General features: G+C 41.8%; 13 protein-coding genes. 10 read left to right on the top strand and 3 right to left on the bottom strand.

Annotation, left to right across the window (positions count from 1 at the left end; all coding sequences use genetic code 11):
* Positions 1–283: 283 nt before the first annotated feature.
* Positions 284–1147, bottom strand: coding sequence for a polyamine aminopropyltransferase (gene speE, locus GQR53_RS13705; RefSeq protein ID WP_008138747.1), 864 nt, complete (start codon positions 1145–1147; stop codon positions 284–286).
* A gap of 199 nt (positions 1148–1346) precedes the next feature.
* Between speE and speA the strand changes: the two genes are divergently transcribed.
* From speA to GQR53_RS13685, 4 genes are read left to right on the top strand one after another with little or no spacing between them, the layout of a single operon-like run.
* The gene (gene speA, locus GQR53_RS13700; RefSeq protein WP_165744198.1) at positions 1347–3227 is read left to right on the top strand and encodes a biosynthetic arginine decarboxylase; all 1881 of its coding nucleotides are present in this window, start codon (positions 1347–1349) and stop codon (positions 3225–3227) included.
* Positions 3228–3287: 60 nt separating this feature from the next.
* Positions 3288–4166 (top strand): acyltransferase, encoded by an 879-nt coding sequence (locus tag GQR53_RS13695; protein WP_024604493.1) that lies wholly within the window; start codon positions 3288–3290, stop codon positions 4164–4166.
* A 25-nt stretch (positions 4167–4191) separates the two neighbouring features.
* Positions 4192–5112, top strand: coding sequence for an acetyltransferase (locus GQR53_RS13690; RefSeq protein ID WP_165744197.1), 921 nt, complete (start codon positions 4192–4194; stop codon positions 5110–5112).
* Positions 5109–6368 carry a mechanosensitive ion channel domain-containing protein gene (locus GQR53_RS13685; protein WP_002959539.1) on the top strand — a complete coding sequence of 420 codons (1260 nt, stop codon included), beginning with the start codon at positions 5109–5111 and terminating at the stop codon, positions 6366–6368. The genes GQR53_RS13690 and GQR53_RS13685 overlap by 4 nt, the downstream gene beginning before the upstream one ends.
* Here GQR53_RS13685 and chrA read toward each other — a convergent pair.
* Positions 6325–7479 carry a chromate efflux transporter gene (gene chrA, locus GQR53_RS13680; protein WP_165744199.1) on the bottom strand — a complete coding sequence of 385 codons (1155 nt, stop codon included), beginning with the start codon at positions 7477–7479 and terminating at the stop codon, positions 6325–6327. The genes GQR53_RS13685 and chrA overlap by 44 nt on opposite strands.
* 190 nt (positions 7480–7669) lie before the next feature.
* On the opposite strand from chrA, the gene GQR53_RS13675 reads away from it, so the two are divergent.
* Entirely contained in the window at positions 7670–8302 is a 633-nt protein-coding gene (locus tag GQR53_RS13675; RefSeq protein WP_002959537.1) for an OmpA family protein, read from the top strand.
* Here GQR53_RS13675 and GQR53_RS13670 read toward each other — a convergent pair whose 3' ends face one another.
* Complete coding sequence (locus GQR53_RS13670) at positions 8303–10081, bottom strand: ABC transporter transmembrane domain-containing protein (protein ID WP_165744196.1); 1779 nt, start codon at positions 10079–10081, stop codon at positions 8303–8305.
* A gap of 91 nt (positions 10082–10172) precedes the next feature.
* Between GQR53_RS13670 and GQR53_RS13665 the strand changes: the two genes are divergently transcribed.
* From GQR53_RS13665 to GQR53_RS13645, 5 genes are all read left to right on the top strand, one after another.
* Positions 10173–10571: a DUF3224 domain-containing protein gene (locus GQR53_RS13665; protein ID WP_165744195.1), complete on the top strand. Its 399-nt coding sequence runs from the start codon at positions 10173–10175 to the stop codon at positions 10569–10571.
* A gap of 180 nt (positions 10572–10751) precedes the next feature.
* The gene (locus tag GQR53_RS13660; protein ID WP_024599480.1) at positions 10752–10934 is read left to right on the top strand and encodes a hypothetical protein; all 183 of its coding nucleotides are present in this window, start codon (positions 10752–10754) and stop codon (positions 10932–10934) included.
* Entirely contained in the window at positions 10935–11552 is a 618-nt protein-coding gene (locus GQR53_RS13655) for a LysE family translocator (RefSeq protein ID WP_039490504.1), read from the top strand. It begins immediately after the preceding gene.
* A gap of 166 nt (positions 11553–11718) precedes the next feature.
* A complete protein-coding gene (locus GQR53_RS13650) occupies positions 11719–14592 on the top strand; it encodes a TonB-dependent receptor (RefSeq protein WP_165744194.1) in 2874 nt (957 codons plus the stop codon).
* A 22-nt stretch (positions 14593–14614) separates the two neighbouring features.
* Positions 14615–18919, top strand: coding sequence for an alpha-1,6-glucosidase domain-containing protein (locus GQR53_RS13645; RefSeq protein WP_165744193.1), 4305 nt, complete (start codon positions 14615–14617; stop codon positions 18917–18919).
* The last annotated feature ends 49 nt before the right edge of the window (positions 18920–18968 follow it).

Below are 18968 nucleotides of genomic sequence, written 5' to 3'. Positions count from 1 at the left end.
TTTCTTAATAATACTGAAATGACACAGATTTCTAAACACTACCAAAAAAATGGAACAATTGACTGATGAGCTAAATCACTTAGTGCATCGATTTAAAGTTTAAATAAGCTGATTATTTGGTTAGATAGCTCTTTAAGGTTTTGAAATATAACTGTACTTATGTTGTTTGCTAGCTCGAGTTCAGTTTGAATAGTCATTATAAATATAAAAAGGGACTTTAAAAGTCCCTTTTTTAATGCAATTTTAACCTTGAGAAGTCAACAAAGCCTAAAGTGAATTAGTATTATTTTTTATCAAAAGCGCGTTTCATGTAGTTAGGTGTAGCGAGTGCACCATGATGAATACCGCTGTTGTAGTATTCACTTTGCTCAGCTATTTGTGCTGCGCCGTCTTCTCTAAAACCGTCAAATGCTTGTGATTTACGTGCAAGTGTTACCGACCATAAACCGCTTGGGTAAATTGGTTGCGGGAATGGCAGTGTTTGTAAATCGTTAAAGCCTACGCTTAGCATTGCTTCGCGCATTTCAACTAATAATGGCATATGCATAAGAGGTGATTCGCTTTGTTGTACTAAAATACCACCTGGGCGCAGTGCATCTAAACAGCTTGTGTAAAACGCATGATTAAATAAACCTTCACCTGGACCCACCGGATCGGTGCCATCAACAATAACCACGTCGATAGATTCGCCAGCGGCTTCGCGCATGTATTTAATACCGTCGTCAAACATAACCGTTGCACGGGCGTCGTTGTTAGATTCACAAAGCTCTGGGAAGTATTTTAACGACATTTGCGTTACTACTTCGTCTATATCTATTTGCGTTACAGTTTCTACGCCTGGGTGTTTTAATACTTCGCGTAAAGTACCGCAGTCGCCGCCGCCAATAATAACGACGTTTTTAGGGTTTGGGTGCGCTAAAAGTGCAGGGTGGCTGATCATCTCATGATAAAAGAAGTTTTCGCGGGTTGTTACCATAGTACACCCGTCGATGATCATTAAATTACCAAAGTCTGTGGTTTCAAACATTTCTACCTTTTGAAAAGGAGACTGTTTTTCATCTAACTTTTTATTAATACGTAATGAAAATGCGCTGCCATCGCGGTCGCTAATTTCAGTAAACCACTTACTTTGATCTAAATTTGCCATAGTTACTATTACACTTTTTTAGGTTGAGTATGAAAAAGGGGCAATTCTGCCAGTGCTTGGCGTTTTGCTCAATGACATTTTAACTGATTTGACGAATAAAGTTAGTTAGGAGTGAGTGAAAGTTCAATTTTTGTTAGCCTAGTGGATAGTGACGTATTAAAATGCGCCTTTATACCTAATTGACTAAAGAAGAGTTGCCATGACCTGGGGTTTAGAAACAGCACGCGCCACTTATAACGTTGCTCATTGGAGTGATGGTTATTTTGATATTAACGCACAAGGCGAACTGGTGGCTTACCCAGATGGCGACCAAACAAAACCGGCCATTTCTTTAACGCAATTAACAGAGCAGTTTAAACAACAAGGTTTAACATTGCCGGTCTTAGTACGCTTTACTGATATTTTAAAAAATCGTGTAGACACCCTTACTAACGCGTTTACGCAAGTGCGAGCAAATCGTGAATATAATGGCAAATACACCTGTGTTTACCCAATTAAAGTAAATCAGCAACGCTCTGTAGTAAGTAAGCTATTAGCGCATCCAAGCGGACTTGTTGGCCTAGAAGCAGGCTCAAAGCCAGAACTTATGGCTATTTTGGGCGTAGCAAAAGAGCCAATCACTATTGTGTGTAACGGCTATAAAGACAGTGAGTTTTTACGCCTAGCGTGTATTGGTCAAGCAATGGGCCACAGCGTAAAAATTGTGGTAGAAAAGCTTTCAGAACTGACCACACTACTTGAAGAAATAGACAACCTAGGTATTGAACCGGCTATTGGTATTCGTATTCGCCTAAACTCAGTAGGCAAAGGCAAGTGGCAAAACACGGGCGGCGAAAAAGGCAAGTTTGGTTTAACGGCAGGCCAAGTACTAAGTGCTGTTGAAGTGCTGAAAAAGCATAATAAGCTGCACTTAATGCAAATGGTGCACTTTCATATTGGTTCTCAAGTCGCCAACATTCGTGATATTCACCGTGCTTTGCGTGAATGTGCACGCCACTTTGCTGAGCTTACACAATTAAACGTACCGTTAAACACCGTTGATGTAGGCGGCGGCTTAGGCGTTGATTACGAGGGCTCTGGCTCGCGCAGCGCGTGTTCAATGAACTACACCGTAGAAGAGTATGCGCGTAATGTAGTAAATGCATTTGCAGAGGTGTGCGATCAGCATAACCTTACGCATCCGGCCATTATCACCGAATCGGGGCGCGCTTTAACGGCTCATCATGCGGTATTAATTACTGATGTAATTGACGTAGAAAAAGCGCCCAATCATTTAAATCCAGAGCCACCGCTTGAAAATAGCGCATTAGTGCTTGATGAAATGTGGCAGTGTTTACAGCGTTTAAACCCGCGTATGGCACTTGAGATTTATCACGACGCTATGCACTTATTTAGCGAAGCGCACGATCAGTACGTGCATGGCTTAGTAAGCATGCTAGAGTGGGCGAAAATAGAGCTGCTTTACTTTACTATTTTACATCGTGTACGTGCATCGCTTAGTAATAATGCGCGCGCGCACCGTGAAGTACTCGACGATTTAAACGAAAAGCTTGCCGATAAACTCTTTGTTAACTTTTCATTATTTCAGTCGTTGCCTGATGTATGGGGTATTCAGCAGTTGTTTCCGGTTATGCCAATCGAAAACTTAACTCAACCATTGACTCAGCGCGCGATTATTCAAGATATTACCTGTGACTCTGACGGGCAAATCCGCGAATACGTTGAAGGCGCTGGTATCGAAACCAGCCTACCAATACCAGAATATAAGCACGGTGAGCAATACCACATTGCTATGTTTATGGTGGGTGCATATCAAGAAATTTTAGGCGATTTACACAACTTATTCGGTGACACTGATTCAGTGCATGTAGAGCTTAATGATGAAGGTTATGTGTTAACCAATGCCATAAAAGGTGATAGCGTTAAGGATGTATTAAAGTTTGTTGACTATGATAGCGCCATTTTAGCTGACAACTTTGCGTACCAAGTTAATAAACTTGATGTATCAGCGCAGTGTAAAGAAGGTTATTTAGCTGAGCTTAATGCAGGCCTTGAAGGCTATACCTATTTTGAAGATTAATTTGTAAGCAACTGAAAGCGCAGTATTAGTGGCTGCGCAATGTTTAAAGGAATGGAAGTAATGTCAGTTATTCGCGGTGTATTTAGTATTATTTTTTACACAATAAACACACTTTTTTGGTTTGTGCCTATTTTTATTTGTGGGCTTATAAAGCTTATACCTATTAAGCCTCTACAAAAGGTTATGAGCTGGGCTGCAAAGCAATTTGCAACTATTTGGGTGACCTTTAATAGCTTAAATCAAAAGTTATTTACGCCAACTAAACTTAATGTAACTGGCCTTGAAGACCTCAAGCTAAAGGATTGGTACCTAGTAATTGCAAATCACCAAAGCTGGGTCGATATTTTAGTATTGCAGCGCGTGTTTAACCGTAAAATTCCATTTTTAAACTTCTTTTTGAAAAAAGAGCTTATTTACGTGCCTATTCTAGGTTTGTGTTGGTGGGCGCTTGATTTTCCGTTTATGACCCGCACGAGTAAAAGCCAATTAAAAAAGAATCCAAAACTGCGTGGCAAAGACTTAGAAACCACGCGTAAAGCCTGCGAAAAATTTAAAGAGATGCCAGTAAGTGTGGTTAACTTTGTAGAAGGCACTCGTTTTACTACACAAAAGCACGCGCGCCAAAATAGCCCGTTTCCACATTTATTAAAACCAAAAGCGGGCGGTATCGCTTTTGTAATGCAAGCGATGGGCGAGCAAATTACTAAAGTGGTTAACGTTACAATTCATTACCCTGATGGCATTCCTACATTCATGGATTTTGCAGGTGGTAAGGTAAAAAATATCAACGTACACGTGGATGTAAGGCCTGTAAGCGAAGAGCTTATTGGTGACTACACCGGCGATTCTGAATTTAGAGTACGCTTTCAAAGCGAGCTAAATCGTTTATGGGAAAATAAAGAGCAAACATTACAATCGCTCGAAAAACACCCCAAATAAAAGGCAAAAATATGAGCTTACAGTTATGCTAAAAAAGTGGTTACCAAATTGGCTTAACGGCTTAATTGTGGGCTGCGTATTGTTTTCTAATGTAATGCTTTTTGGCTCACTAGTATTTGTACTAGGGCTTATTAAGTTATTACTGCCTTTGTCTGTTGTTAACTCTTTATTGCACAGCGCTTATCGAGGGTGGTGCAATGGCAATCGGTTTGGCTTGTGGTTAGGTTGTCCTAATATTATGGTTGATATAAGTGGCGATTTAAATTCAAAAAGTTGGTATTTACTTATATGTAATCACACGAGTTGGTTAGATATAACTGTGCTTAGCTCATTACATGCATTACCAGCCCCTAAGTTTTTTTTAAAAGATGAATTAAAATACGTGCCTTTTATTGGCACTGGTGCGTGGGCTATGGGTATGCCGTTTATGAAACGGGTAAGCAAAGCACAGCTTGCTAAAAACCCAAAATTGAAAGGGTTGGATGTAGAGCGCACAAAGCACAGCTGTCGCAATTTTCGTCACTATCCTACTACCATCGTTAATTTTGTTGAAGGCACACGCTTTACGCCAGCTAAGCATAATCTGCAGCAAAGTCCTTTTAAGCACTTATTAAAACCCAAAGCGGGTGGCATTGCTTTTGCGCTTGAAGTGCTAGCCAACCAATTTGATGCCATGCTAAATACAAGTTTAGTGTATAGCGGTAAAACAGATCACGTTTGTCGGAACTTACTCAAAGGCGAGCTAGATTCTATTTATGTTTCAATAGACGTAACGCCCATTAATGACAATATGCAGGGCAGCTATCAAACCGATGACGTATTTAAAGCTAATTTTCAACATTATGTGAATGAGCTATGGGTTGCGAAAGATCAGCAGCTTGCCGATATTTATGCTCAACAAGATTTACCTGAACCACAAATCAGTAAGGAAATTGAAACACTATGACCAACACCCACCTACAGGAGTTAATAGCTCCTTGGTTTGAAAAAGTACCCGATGCGGATTTTCTTAGTTCTATTACCGCAGTTTCAATAGGGATTTTTTCTTTATTAATTGTTTACTTATTTACTCGTAGGTTAATGTTACCAGGCATTCAAAAAGTGGTAACTAAGCTTTCGCCTCAACGTATTGGTTCGTTGTCGCCTATGCTTAATAAGCTTAATAGACGTATTGCAGGTATGCTTTGCTGCGTATTATTTTTGGCGACCTTTGACAGTGTTTATCCGGTTAATGAGCTGACCGCTGAAATTTTGAAAACGGTTGGCCAAGCCATACTAATTATTCATGTAGGTTTTATTTTTAGCAGTATTGTAAGCATTGCGGGTTCTATTTATAACCAATTGGAGTTTGCACGCGAAGTCCCTATTCAGGGCTTAATTCAGGTTGTTAAGCTAATCACCTTTATTGTGTGTGCTATTTTAATTGTAAGTATTTTCCTTGAGAAGTCACCCACTTATATTCTCTCTGGCTTTGGTGCTATTGCTGCTGTTACGTTATTAGTATTTAAAGACACTATTTTAGGCTTTGTAGCTAGTATTCAAATCGCAGCAAATCGCCTAGTAACCTATGGTGATTGGATTCAAGTAGAAAACTATGGCGCCGATGGCGAAGTAATTGATTTGGGTTTAAACACTGTAAAGGTACGTAACTGGGATAACACCATTACAACTATTCCAACTTATATGCTAGTTGCGGGTTCGTTTAAAAACTGGCGCGGTATGCAAGAGTCGGGCGGTAGACGTATTAAACGTTCACTTAATATAGATATGCACAGTATTTGTTTAGTAAGTGATGAATTTAGAAAGCAAATAGATGCGGCTATTCCGCTTCATGACTATATCCGAGTGACGACATTACCCGCTCAAGTTTCTAATTTAGGGCTGTTTCGTCGTTATGCTGAGGGCTATTTAAAGCAGCACAGTAAAATTAATACGTCGCTTACGTTAATGGTACGAGAGCTACAACCAATGAACCACGGGTTACCGATTGAGTTTTATTGCTTTAGTGAAGACAAACGCTGGATTTCGTACGAGCATCTACAAGCCGAAATAATGGACCATTTACTTGCAGTATTGCCAGTGTTTGGGCTTAGGGCATATCAAAGTGTGAGTGGGCAATTAAGCCCTCCTAACGAGCAACAAACAGATAAGCCAACATTTAGAGTGATGGCAAATAGTGCTGCAAAAGACCCACAGCAATAAATAAAGCTAAGAGCCACCAAATAGGTGGCTTTTTAAATGGCAGCCATGCAAATGTAATTATTAGTAACGCAACCTGCCAAAGGTTATGCACAGCCGATGTCCAAATTGGTGAATACAATGCGGCCGCTAAAAAACCGACTACCGCTGCATTAAGCGCCGCTATTGAACTTGCAAAACGTGGCTTACTTGCCAAATTAATCCAACTCTTCTGAAACGCCAGTATAAGTAAAAAACCAGGCATAAATATAAGCAGTGTAGCTATAAGGGCACCCACTAAAGGTTGCTCAGTAGTAAGTTGTGCGCCTAAGTAAGTAGCAATAGTAAACATTGGCCCTGGCACTGCCTGTGCACTCGCGTAAGCACTTAAAAACTGATCATCACTCAATGCTGGTACGCCAGCTTGAAGTACCGGCAGTACTACGTGTCCGCCGCCAAACACCATTGCACCCGCTTGGTAAAAAGGGGTAAACAAAGCAAACTCATGCCCTAGTGGAATAAAGCTAACCCCAAGTAAGAGCGCAAATAACCCCAGTGCAATCCAATTAATATTACTGTTTTTACTGCTAACATCGTCTGCTACTGTGCCAAGTTTTAATAAAGGCCATATAGCACCTACTGTTGCAGCGGTGATTAAAATCGCTATTTGAGTTCCCATCATTGGAAATAACACCAAGGCAAGTGTACTCATTATCGCAAGTAACTTAAGCGCAGCACTTGTACAAAAGCTTTTAGCCATACTAAGTGTTGCATCCGCGACTATAACAACGGCAAATAACTTTAAGCCTGCAATAATTGCAAAGTAAACAGCGTCAAACTGATGGGCACTAACCGCAAGCAGCACCATTATTAAAAACGAAGGCAAGGTAAAGCCTACAAAAGCAGCTATACCACCCAGTACTCCTGCACGCTCAACACCAATAGCAAAACTAACTTGGCTAGAGCCTGGCCCTGGTAATGCTTGGCTTAAACTAATAAGTTGTGCGTAACGGGTGTTAGTTAGCCAATTTAACGAATCTACAAAGTGGCGCTTAAAATAGCCTAAATGCGCAGCGGGGCCACCAAAACTCATGCACCCTAGTAAAAAAAATTGTCTAAAAATAGCAATTAACATTGCGCCAATATCCTTTGTAAAATTCATTAAATTGTCACAGCGTAGTATGACATTTTTATTAAAACGGCACATTAGTTTGAGGTCTGTTTAACAATCAAGCAAGATGCGCTGCTTTTAACACTCTCTTCATAGTTTGTTCATACATGTATTTGCATACTCTTGCTAAATTCTTAATGAATAGGGTATCACCATGACTTTAACTAAATCACTTTTAAGCGTAACCGTAGTAGCTGTATTACTTTCTGGTTGTGAAATGAATAACACCGGCAAAGGTGCGGCTATTGGCGCAGCAGCGGGTGGCGTATTAGGTAAAGCAACAAGTAACCATAAAGATAAGCGTATTTTTATAGGCGCTGCTATCGGCGCACTAGCTGGCGCTGCAGTGGGCAACTACATGGATAAGCAAGAAGAAGCATTTCGTGATGAACTTGCAGGCTCTGGTGTTGAAGTTGTACGTGAAGGCGATAACTTGCGTTTAGTTATGCCATCTAATATTACGTTTGCGACCGACCAATCTTATATTTCGTCTGGCTTTAACGATACCTTAGATGCGATTGCTAAAGTGATGAACAAATACGAAAAAACGTACCTAAGTATTGAAGGCCATACAGATAGCACAGGTAAAGACAGCTACAACATGAACCTATCGCGTGAACGTGCTCAAAGCGTTAAAAACTACTTAGTGAACCAGCAAATCATGGCTGAGCGTGTAAGTACTATGGGTTATGGCGAAACACGTCCAATTGCGACTAACGATAGTGCAAATGGCCGTGCTCAAAACCGCCGTGTAGAAATTCAAATAGTACCAAACACTGAAGAATAATTAGTCTTTATTAAACTGTAATTCACACAGTTTTTGATACAACGGGTTACTTGCTACTAATTCTTGGTGGGTACCCGTTGCTATAATCTCTCCATTTTCCATGACTACAATCACATCGGCATGTTTAACCGTTGCTAGTCTATGGGCAATAATAAGCGTGGTGCGGTTTTGCATTAAATGCTCAAGCGCAGCTTGCACGTGGTGCTCACTTTGAGCATCGAGTGCACTGGTTGCTTCATCTAAAAGCAGTATTTCAGGGTCTTTTAAAATAGCGCGTGCCAGTACAATACGCTGCTTTTGCCCACCCGATAACCTCACACCTTGCTCACCTAAAAAACTGTTATAACCTTGCGGTAATTGTTTAATAAATTCATCAGCATGAGCATGTTTGGCAGCGGCATATACTTGCTCGTCACTTGCTTTTGGGTTGCCGTAGCGAATGTTATGCATTACATCGGAGCTAAATAAAATAGGGTTTTGCGCTACCATACCCATTTTACCTCTGAGGGTATTAAGCGATAATTCTTTAATGTTTATATCTTTAAATTTGATGGCTCCGCTAGCCGGATCGTAAAAGCGCTGTAGTAATTCAAATAAGGTTGTTTTACCTGCGCCAGAAGGGCCAACAATAGCCACAGTTTGGCCTTGAAGTATATTTAAACTTATTTTATTAAGTGCGCTTACGTCTGGGCGAGAAGGGTAGTTAAAGCCTATATTCTCAAGCGTAATAGCAGGGCTGTTACTATTTTTTAGTAAGTTACTATCTTGTGGATTTAGTGGGTTTTCTATCTCACTTTTAACAGCAAGTAACTCAAGTAATCTTGCAGCTGCGCCTGCTGCGCGTTGTAGTTCGCCATATACTTCAGCAACGGTTGCCACCGACATTGCTACCATAATAGCGTAAAACACAAAGGCTCCTAGCTCACCGCCAGTCATGGTACCTGCTAATACGTCGCTGCCGCCGACCCACAGCATTGCGCTAATAGCGCTAAAAGTTAAAAATATTACCGCTGCAATTAAAAACGAACGTTGCTTAATGCGGCTTTTAGCCACATTAAAGGCTTTTTCGGTTTCAAGTGCAAAAGCGTGCTGCTCTTGCTCTTCGTGGCTATAGCTTTGCACTACTTTAATATTTTGTATGATTTCGCCGGCATAGGTACTTATGTCGGCAATAGCATCTTGGCTAGAACTTGCAAGTTTGCGCACCTTTTTACCAAATATCATCATAGGAACAAGTACCAACGGCACACAAGCAACAACTACTAAAGTAAGTTTTAAATTAGTAAACAACAGCATAGCAAGCCCACCAATCAACATAAGTACACTGCGAAGCGCCATAGAAAATGATGAACCAATAATTGATTGCAGTAATGTTGTGTCGGTTGTCAAACGCGACATAAGTTCGCCACTGCGGTTTTCTTCAAAGTAGCTTGGGTGCAAAGTAACAATGCGATTAAACACGGCTTTGCGAATATCGTTACTGACTCGCTCGCCAATCCACGACATTAAATAAAAACGGCTAAATGTGCCAACGGCCAATAAACTAATTAAACCAATAAGCACCAATACAGCTTGTTGTAACTGATCTTTAGAGCCTGCAATAAAGCCATGATCTATGACAAACTTAACACCTTGCCCTAATGACAAGTTAACGCCTGCCGTTACGAGTAATGCGGCTAGAGCGGCGACTACCATCCATCTATACGGTTTAATAAAAGCAAAAATAGGTAATAAACTACTAAAAGCGGCTTTTTCGGGCTTAGGTGTTGTTTTTGACATAGTGGATTCTTTTTAAAGGTTAAGGTATAGATATGGCACTAAGATAATAAAAATCAATACTCTTAAATATTAGCATCAATAAGGAAACGTTATGACTACTGCAACTGTAAGTGGAGAATTTAATGTAAATTTAGCCCCAATAGAAGGCTACGCAAGCGGCCAAAACGGCGTTAATTTAGGGCGCATGTCGATAGATAAAACATTTAAAGGTAGCTTAAATGCTACCAGCCAGGGCGAAATGCTAAGCGCCATGACACCCACGCAAGGCGGTGCCGGTTACGTTGCCATAGAGCAAGTAATAGGCGAGCTTGACGGCAAAAAAGGCAGCTTTGTACTGCAGCATTTTGGCACGATGGATAAAGGCCAAGACAGCCTAATTTTAAATGTAATTCCCGACTCAGGCACTCATGAGCTAGAAGGGTTAACGGGCAGTATGAAAATATGTATTGAGCAAGGGATTCACTACTACGATTTTGAATACACTTTATAATACCAATCCGCAATATTACTTAATCATTTTGCGGGCCTAAACGTGTCGCTACCTGCGTTAAAAAATTCTCATTTAGAACAACTAAATAGCGAATTTTTTGCCTAGCTATCAACACGTTTTTCCATCCTCAAAAAAGATCACTTAAATAAGCGAATTGGTATAAGACACTCAAGGATTAAAATGCAAAAAGTAATCGAATTTAGAAAGACCCGTTTTTTGGGTGGGGTAGATATAGTCGCACTGAATGACCGCATACAGGAATTAAACCAAGATGGCTGGAAAGTAATAAACGCAGTGCCATTGACAGGCTTTTATGGCCAAGTGCATGGTTATACTTTGTTTATTGAAACTGACGAGCTTTAAATGACATTTACAGTATGGTTAAGCCTAGCGGCTATTTGTATGATGGGCGCAATGTCGCCAGGACCAAGTTTAGCGGTGGTTTTAAAGCACTCACTTAACGGTAGTATGAAAAACGGTATGCTTGCCGCGCTCAGTCATGGTACTGGCGTTGGCTTGTATGCCGGTGCATCGTTATTAGGGTTAGGCGCTTTAATGACGCAGTTTCCAACTGTTTATCAAATACTCGTTTACTTAGGTGCGGCCTATTTGGCGTATTTAGGTATAAAAATATTGCTAGCAAAACCAAGTAATGACGAACTTGAAGTACAAAAAAGTGAGGTAAGTGCAGCTAAAGCATTACAAGATGGTTTTGCCATTGCTTTTTTAAACCCCAAGCTCGCGATTTTCTTTTTAGCCTTGTTCTCACAGTTTATTGACCCTCAGCTACTTACTTTAAGTGTGGGCATAATTATGTGCTTAACCGTGTTTGTAATTGATACCGGTTGGTACTTGCTGGTGGCGTTACTGACAGAGGTTTCAAAAAACCGCTTTGGATTTACCAAACAAAACCCGTGGCTTGATAAAATACTGGGAGTCGTATTTATTGCTCTTGCGATAAAAGTGGTGCTTAGCCTTTAAATAGCGTTCCAAATGCAGGTGTCTGTACGCGCATACACCTGCAGCCTAACCCTCATGCCCTGCATACGTATTCATCACATTAATTTTACCTTTTAGTTACAATTTGTTGGTTGTGTTTTGAACAACACAGCAACACCTGACAACAATAACTCAAAGGTTCACACACATGGACAAGTTTAAACTAAGTGCACTTATGCTGGCTTTATTTGCCGCAAATAGTGCATTGGCTGCAAACGAAGGCTCAACAAATCAATCACCCAGCACACAAGCTGAAGATTTAGAAATTATTGAAGTGCGAGGCTTTAGTCGCAGTTTAATCCAATCTTTAAATCAAAAGCGTTTTAGCGATACGGTGTCAGAACAAATTTCTGCCGATGATTTAGGGGCATTGCCTGATATTTCAATGGCCGATGCGCTTACACGATTACCAGGTATTTCAGCAGTAAGAACGGGCGGCCAAGCGGCGCAAATTAATATACGCGGGCTGTCGGGCGGGTTTGTATTTTCAACACTTAATGGCCGCGAGCAAGTATCTACAAGTGGCAGCCGCAGTATTGAGTTTGACCAATATCCGTCAGAATTAATTAGCTCTGCGGCGGTATACAAATCGCCAAAGGCATCGCTTATTGAAGGTGGCGTGGCCGGTACGGTAGAGCTTGAAACCGCCAGCCCACTCAATAACGACCAAACACATAAATTTGTAGCTAATGTGCGCGGTATGTATAACGACCGCGCCTCAGAGGTGTCGGATGCCACTGAGTTTGGCGACCGAATTAGTTTTTCGTATCAAGGCAAATACCTAGACGACACATTAGGCGTAGCGCTTGGCTATGCGCGTTTGTTTCAGCCAAGTGTAGCAACGCAGTTTATTGGCCTTGCGTACAACGATACAAAAGACGTTGATGGCGCAGCTAACGACACCAATGGCCCTTTAGCTAATCCAGAAAACGAATACATTAGCGAAGGCTTTGAGCTACAGCATTTAGGCGGCGAAGAAACCCGTAATGGTTACTTAGCAGCTGTAGAGTGGGCGCCGGTAGATAACTTTAAATTAAAAGGTGATGCGTTTTTATCGCGCTTTGATAAAGAGTCGTTTGCTCGCGGCTTGAGGGTTAAATTAGGCGGGCCAACAGCTGCATATGCTAACGCTCAGCTCGATGGTAATGCCGTAATAGGCGCAGCGGTTAACCGCACTTCGCAAAGCTATACCCGCGTTGAAATAGTAAACGACGACAACCAAGACTTTGACGAAGTAGATAGTTTTGGCGTTAATGCCGATTGGCAGGTAACCGATAGATTAAGCGTAAATGCCGATGTGTCGCTTTCTCGCGCAAAAAGTAATTTTAGAAATGGCTTACTGTGGAGCTTAGTAGCAGAAGATGCCAATGCAGAAACGCCAGTATTTGATAACAACGTAGCAATTAACTATCAATTAAACGGCTTAAATTTACCTGACGTTGGGTTTAATCAGGCGGCCGCCTTTAGCGATATAGACCGTGTAATGGTCAGCAAATATGGTATTTACCCAGATCAAACAGAAGATGAAGTAACGGCATTTAGGCTCGATTTTAAATACGAGTTAGAAAGCGATATATTTAGTTCCGTAGAGTTTGGTGCGCGCTACTCAGATAGAGAGTACAGCCGAAAACGATCGGTATTTGAGTACGGTAACGACGGGGCGTTTTCAGCAACGCAACCGCCTTTACGTTTAACCAACGATATGGCCTCTGTGGTTGACTGGCAGGGCGAGTTTAGTTATTTCCCATCGTATTTAGCGATTGATTTAGACAAAGCGCTCAATGCGTGGTTTCCAGATGGCACGCCCGAGCCTGTTCAAACATGGGGCAACGCCGATGGCGTAGACGACGCGCAAGGTTACACAAGTAACTATTCGTGGACAGTGCTACAAAGCGGCTCGGTGTTTGAAGATGTGCTAGCTGCGTACGTTATGGTAAACATTAACACGCAAATAGGGGGGCTCGACCTATCGGGTAATGTGGGTGTGCGCCGCGTTGAAACCGACCAATCAGCAACGGTACTAGAAAACGTAGCAGGCGATGCGCGCTTAGGTGCGCAAAATATTGTTGATGAGAACGGCATTGTAAATGATTTATACGCGCCTAATGTATTAGGCACTAAATACACCGACTACTTACCATCATTAAATTTAAATCTGCAACTTAACGACAATTCACTTGTGCGCTTTGCTGCGGCTAAAGTAATGTCGCGTGCGCCAATTAACCGCTTAGCGGGCGATGCCAGTGCAAACGTAAGCGATGATGGTGTTATTAATGGTTCAAGTACTAATAACCCATTTTTAAAACCCTTTTATGCCGACCAATACGACTTATCTTACGAATATTATTTTGAAGAAGGTAACGGTACTATCGCAGCAGCGTTATTTTATAAAAATATAGACTCGTTTGTTGAAACCTTATCAATCGAAAACTTCGACTTTAAAGGCAATGGCTTTAACGTACCTGACTCTATAGAAGACCCCGTTAGTGGCGAGCAAGTTGCGACAACAAACGGTATTTACACCACGGCAGTTAATAACGGTGAAGGTGGCTATATCAGAGGGCTAGAGCTTGCTTATACGCAAGTGTTTACCTTTTTACCTGAGCCATTTAATGGCTTAGGCGCTAACGCAAGTTACTCATACACCGAAAGTGAAATTGAATCGATTACCAGCTTAGGGGGCGACACGTTATCGCAATCTTTACCTGGGCTATCTAATAACGTGTTTAATGCCACGGTTTTTTACTCAATGGATGATTTTGAAACCCGCCTTAATGTGCGTTACCGCGATGAATTTGTATCAGAGCAGGTTGCCATTAACGAGCAAGTGGTTAATTTTGATGCTGAAACCGTAGTCGACTTTCAAACCTCTTATCGCTTTAGCGACTCGCTAACAATGCTTTTGCAAGTTAATAACTTAACCGATGAACCAACCCAAAGTTACTTTGGCTCAGAGCAACGAACAGGGACGACTCAGTACTTTGGTCGTCAGTTCTACCTTGGTTTTACATACAGTCATTAATTAGCAAACGGAGCGTTTAAAAATGAAAATTATAACTATGTCTAAATATTTGCTAATAACGTTAGCGTTAATGCTATTAGCAGCGTGTGGTGGAACAGGTGATGTTGAATCTGGTGAACCATTACTTACCTGTAATGTGCCACAAGTCCCTAATGAAGCGGGGTCACAATGTGTCGATCCCGAACCTATATCGTGCCCTGCACCTACAGTACCTGATGAAAATAACGAAAGTTGCGTGGTTGACGCCGACCCAACCCTGCCAGACCCTGTTGTATTTGCAGGGGAGGGAGAGGCGGTTTTATTTTATAACCGCTTAGCCGATGATAACTACGAAGGCTACCGATTACATTCGTGGAATAACGATGTGTGTGATGCTTATGCACCACCATTTGATACCAGTGATTGGGCTAACGGCCATGAATACGATGGTATTGATCCAAACTACGGTGCGTACTGGATAATTAACCTTAAAGAGGGTTATAACGAATGTGCTAATTTTATTATTCATATTGGTACAGAAGGGTCAGGTAAGGCGTTTGGTGATGTTGATTTAACCATGCCGCTGATGCAAGACGATGAAACCTTTCAGCGTATGAACTTTACCATTCATGGCGAGCCTTCGGTGTTTGAATACCCTATATTAAGTTTAGGCGAACGCGCAGTTGCTATAACAGGTGCTTCAGCGCATTGGATAGATTTAAATACTATTTTGTATAAACCAAGTAACGAGTTTACAAGCCTAATTAAGTTACATTCATCAGCTACGGCTGAGCTTGAAGTGGATATTGATACTGGTTTAAACGGCGATACTGTTACGCTGCAATCAAGCAATATAACTGATGAGCAAGCGTCAAAAGTACCGCATTTAACCACCTGGAACGCATACGAAGGAAGTTGGGATACAAGCACGGCTAAAGCACTTATTAAATCGCAGCTTGTTATTGCAGGTTACGATAGTGAAGGCACGCTGCTAGAAGCAAGCTATGTGCAAACCGCTAAAGCACTCGATGCCCTTTATACGCAAGGCGAAGACGATGCTAATGAAGCTGTGCTGGGTGTAAACTATGGCAATAACGCGATTGATGTAACTGTGTGGGCACCCACCGCTAATAACATGATGCTAAATGTGTTTGATGATGCAAAAACACAAGTGCACTCTACTCCAATGACATTAAATACACAGACAGGTATTTGGCAGGCAAGTTTAGATATGCAATACGACCGCCACTACTACCGCTTTAATTTTGATGTTTACCACCCACTGACTCAGCAAATAGAGTCGCTTTGGAGCACAGACCCTTACTCACTAAATGTATCTACCAATGGTTTATACAGCCAGTTGATTAATTTAGCCGATGAAGACACTAAACCCGAAGGCTGGGATACACGCCTTATTCCTACTGTAGAAAACCCAGAAGATGCGATTATTTACGAGGGCCATGTACGTGACTTTAGTGCGCGCGATAACAGCGTAACAGAGGCTAACCGCGGTAAATACCTTGCATTTACTGAGCTAAATAGTGCTCCTATGCAGCACTTACAAACTTTGGCTCAAAATGGCTTAACGCACTTTCATTTATTACCTATTACTGATATTGGCACCATAGATGAAGACGTCAGTAAGCGTGTAGATATTAGCGATACGCTAGGAGATTTATGTGAGCAAATCAACGATGAAGCCGATGCGTGTAAAACCCAAGATAAAAACAGCACCATTATTGATTTAATGGGCGGTTATTTACCAGGCTCAGATGACGCACAAGCACTTGCTGATGCTATGCGCAGCTTAGATAGCTTTAACTGGGGTTACGATCCGCATTACTTTATTGCGCCTGAAGGCTCGTACGCCTCAAGCCCAGAGGGCATTGCCCGCGTTAAAGAAACCCGCGCTATGGTGCAATCACTGCAATCTATTGGTCTGCGCGTAGTGCTTGATGTGGTTTATAACCATACAACATCGTCGGGTATTTGGGACAAGTCGGTATTTGATAAGCTAGTACCGGGTTACTACCATCGCTATAACGAAGTAAGCGGTGAAATAGAGCGCTCAACGTGTTGTGAAAATACAGCTACAGAGCATGTAATGATGGATAAGTTTGTTAGTGATTCATTAGTTATTTTGGCGCGTGAATTTGGCTATGACAGCTTTAGATTTGATGTAATGGGGCACATGCCAAAATCGTCAATTCTTGCAGCACGTGATGCAGTGCAAGCTGTTGATGAAGATAACTACTTTTATGGCGAAGGTTGGGACTTTGGTGAGGTGGCAAATAACCGCTTATTTGTGCAAGCCAAACAAGCCGATATGGCCGGTAGCGAAGTAGGTACCTTTAACGACCGTATTCGTGAAGCCGTTCGCGGCGGCGCATTATTTAGTAATAGCTCAACGGATGGCAATTTAGCAGAGCAAGACACGTTACGTTTGTCACTTGCGGGTAATTTACAAAACTACGTTTTAAAAGACTTTAAAGGTAACTCAGCAAAGGGTAATAGCTTTACTTGGAATACTCAGCCAACGGCGTATGCACTAGACCCTGCCGATAGCATTCATTACGTATCAAAACACGATAACGAAACACTATGGGATCAGCTGCAATATAAACACAGCACTAATATGAGTATTGAGCAGCGCGTTCGTGCTCATAATATGGCATTAGCACTTCCGCTTATGAGCCAAGGTATTCCATTTATGCAAATGGGCGCCGACTTGCTGCGTTCAAAATCGATGGATCGTAACAGCTACGACTCGGGCGACTGGTTTAACTTTGTGGATTTTACCCAAAATACCAATAACTGGAATATTGGCTTGCCACCCGCACAAGACAACGAAGTGAAATGGCAAGAAATTATGCCTATTTCTGCTAATACCCAAGCGGCTGCACAGCCACAAGATATTACCTTTGCACATGATGTATTTAATGAATTTTTACAAATACGTAGTAGCAGCCCACTCTTTAGATTAACCACAGAGCAAGATGTTATTGAGCGGGTGGGTTTTCATAACGTAGGTAAAGCGCAGCAACATGGCTTAATAGTAATGAGCATTGATGATGGCGAAGGGCTAACAGACTTAGACCCTGCATTTGATGCGCTTGTTGTCGTGATTAACGCAACCGAGCAAATCCTTAGCCATACTATTGCCACCGCAGCGGATTTTGAATTACACAATGTATTAAAAAACAGTGTTGATGCAAGTATGGCTAGCGCCAATTTTGCTGCTGGCGATAACGAAGGCACATTTACTGTACCGCCTTATACATTAGCTGTATTCACTAAAAACCAAGGTGAGAGCCAAGGTGTTGGTTTAAGTGCAAATGCGACCGTAGGCGCGCCTGATGTAGTACCTTATGGCAGCACCGCTGTGTTTGTGCGCGGTAGTTTAAACGACTGGGGCACACGCGATGCATTTGAATATATTGGCGATGGTGAATACCGTATAGCAATTGCACTGAGCGCTGGCGATTACGAATTTAAAATTGCCTCAGAAGATTGGTCTACGGTTGATTTTGGTGCGCTTTCTGACGCTGATAAAGATGTAGTTGAAAACCAAAGCGAGCCATTAACGCGCTCAGGTGCAAACATGACATTTAGCGCTGCCATTGATGCAACGTATGTATTTTCGCTTGATGCTTCAAACCCTGAAAATCCAACGCTTACTTTATACAACGAAGAGCCATTTATAGGCACCGCTATTTATGTGCGCGGTACGCTTAATGACTGGGGAGTAACCGATGAGCTAAGTTATAAAGGTAAAGGTATTTACACCTTTACTAAAACACTGAGCGCTGCAAGTTATGAATTTAAAGTAGCGTCAGAAGATTGGAGCACGGTTGATTATGGAGCGGCTGAGGGAGATGCCAGTGTTATGGTTGGCACTGTAGAGCAGTTGTCGGTTGCGGGCGCGAATATGACCATCGACATTGCAGAAGAAGGTGAATACCAGTTTATATTTGACGCCAGTGATTTAAATAACGTATCGCTAAAAGTGCTCAACGCTGAAATGTTTGCACAAACGACAGTGTTTATTCGTGGCAGCTTAAATGACTGGAGTACTGATAACCCGCTGATGTACGAGGGTGATGCAATTTACTCTACATCAATAGAGTTAGAAGCGGGTGACTACGAATTTAAAGTAGCGTCTGAAGATTGGAGTACCGTTGATTACGGTGGAGCAGGCGATACGCCGGTAGTGGCAATTGATGAACTAACACCACTTGAAGCCGTAGGTGCCAATATAGCACTAAATATTACCGAACAAGGTACTTACACGTTTAATGTAATAGGCCCAGATAGAGAAAATGTAAGCATACTTATTAATAAGCAGTAGCAGTTTGTTTTCCCAGACCTAAGCCGAGCATAGCCCTGTATGCTCGGCT

Source organism: Pseudoalteromonas sp. Z9A6, from assembly GCF_011378805.1.
GTDB lineage: Bacteria > Pseudomonadota > Gammaproteobacteria > Enterobacterales > Alteromonadaceae > Pseudoalteromonas > Pseudoalteromonas distincta.
The sequence above is the reverse complement of the archived record's forward strand: the minus strand, read 5'-3'. Positions and strand labels throughout refer to the sequence as shown.

Coding starts and splice junctions, on each gene's coding strand:
- speE (WP_008138747.1), bottom strand. CDS start 1,147: ATGGCAAATTTAGATCAAAGTAAGTGGTTTACTGAAATTAGCGACCGC.
- speA (WP_165744198.1), top strand. CDS start 1,347: ATGACCTGGGGTTTAGAAACAGCACGCGCCACTTATAACGTTGCTCAT.
- GQR53_RS13695 (WP_024604493.1), top strand. CDS start 3,288: ATGTCAGTTATTCGCGGTGTATTTAGTATTATTTTTTACACAATAAAC.
- GQR53_RS13690 (WP_165744197.1), top strand. CDS start 4,192: ATGCTAAAAAAGTGGTTACCAAATTGGCTTAACGGCTTAATTGTGGGC.
- GQR53_RS13685 (WP_002959539.1), top strand. CDS start 5,109: ATGACCAACACCCACCTACAGGAGTTAATAGCTCCTTGGTTTGAAAAA.
- chrA (WP_165744199.1), bottom strand. CDS start 7,479: ATGTTAATTGCTATTTTTAGACAATTTTTTTTACTAGGGTGCATGAGT.
- GQR53_RS13675 (WP_002959537.1), top strand. CDS start 7,670: ATGACTTTAACTAAATCACTTTTAAGCGTAACCGTAGTAGCTGTATTA.
- GQR53_RS13670 (WP_165744196.1), bottom strand. CDS start 10,081: ATGTCAAAAACAACACCTAAGCCCGAAAAAGCCGCTTTTAGTAGTTTA.
- GQR53_RS13665 (WP_165744195.1), top strand. CDS start 10,173: ATGACTACTGCAACTGTAAGTGGAGAATTTAATGTAAATTTAGCCCCA.
- GQR53_RS13660 (WP_024599480.1), top strand. CDS start 10,752: ATGCAAAAAGTAATCGAATTTAGAAAGACCCGTTTTTTGGGTGGGGTA.
- GQR53_RS13655 (WP_039490504.1), top strand. CDS start 10,935: ATGACATTTACAGTATGGTTAAGCCTAGCGGCTATTTGTATGATGGGC.
- GQR53_RS13650 (WP_165744194.1), top strand. CDS start 11,719: ATGGACAAGTTTAAACTAAGTGCACTTATGCTGGCTTTATTTGCCGCA.
- GQR53_RS13645 (WP_165744193.1), top strand. CDS start 14,615: ATGAAAATTATAACTATGTCTAAATATTTGCTAATAACGTTAGCGTTA.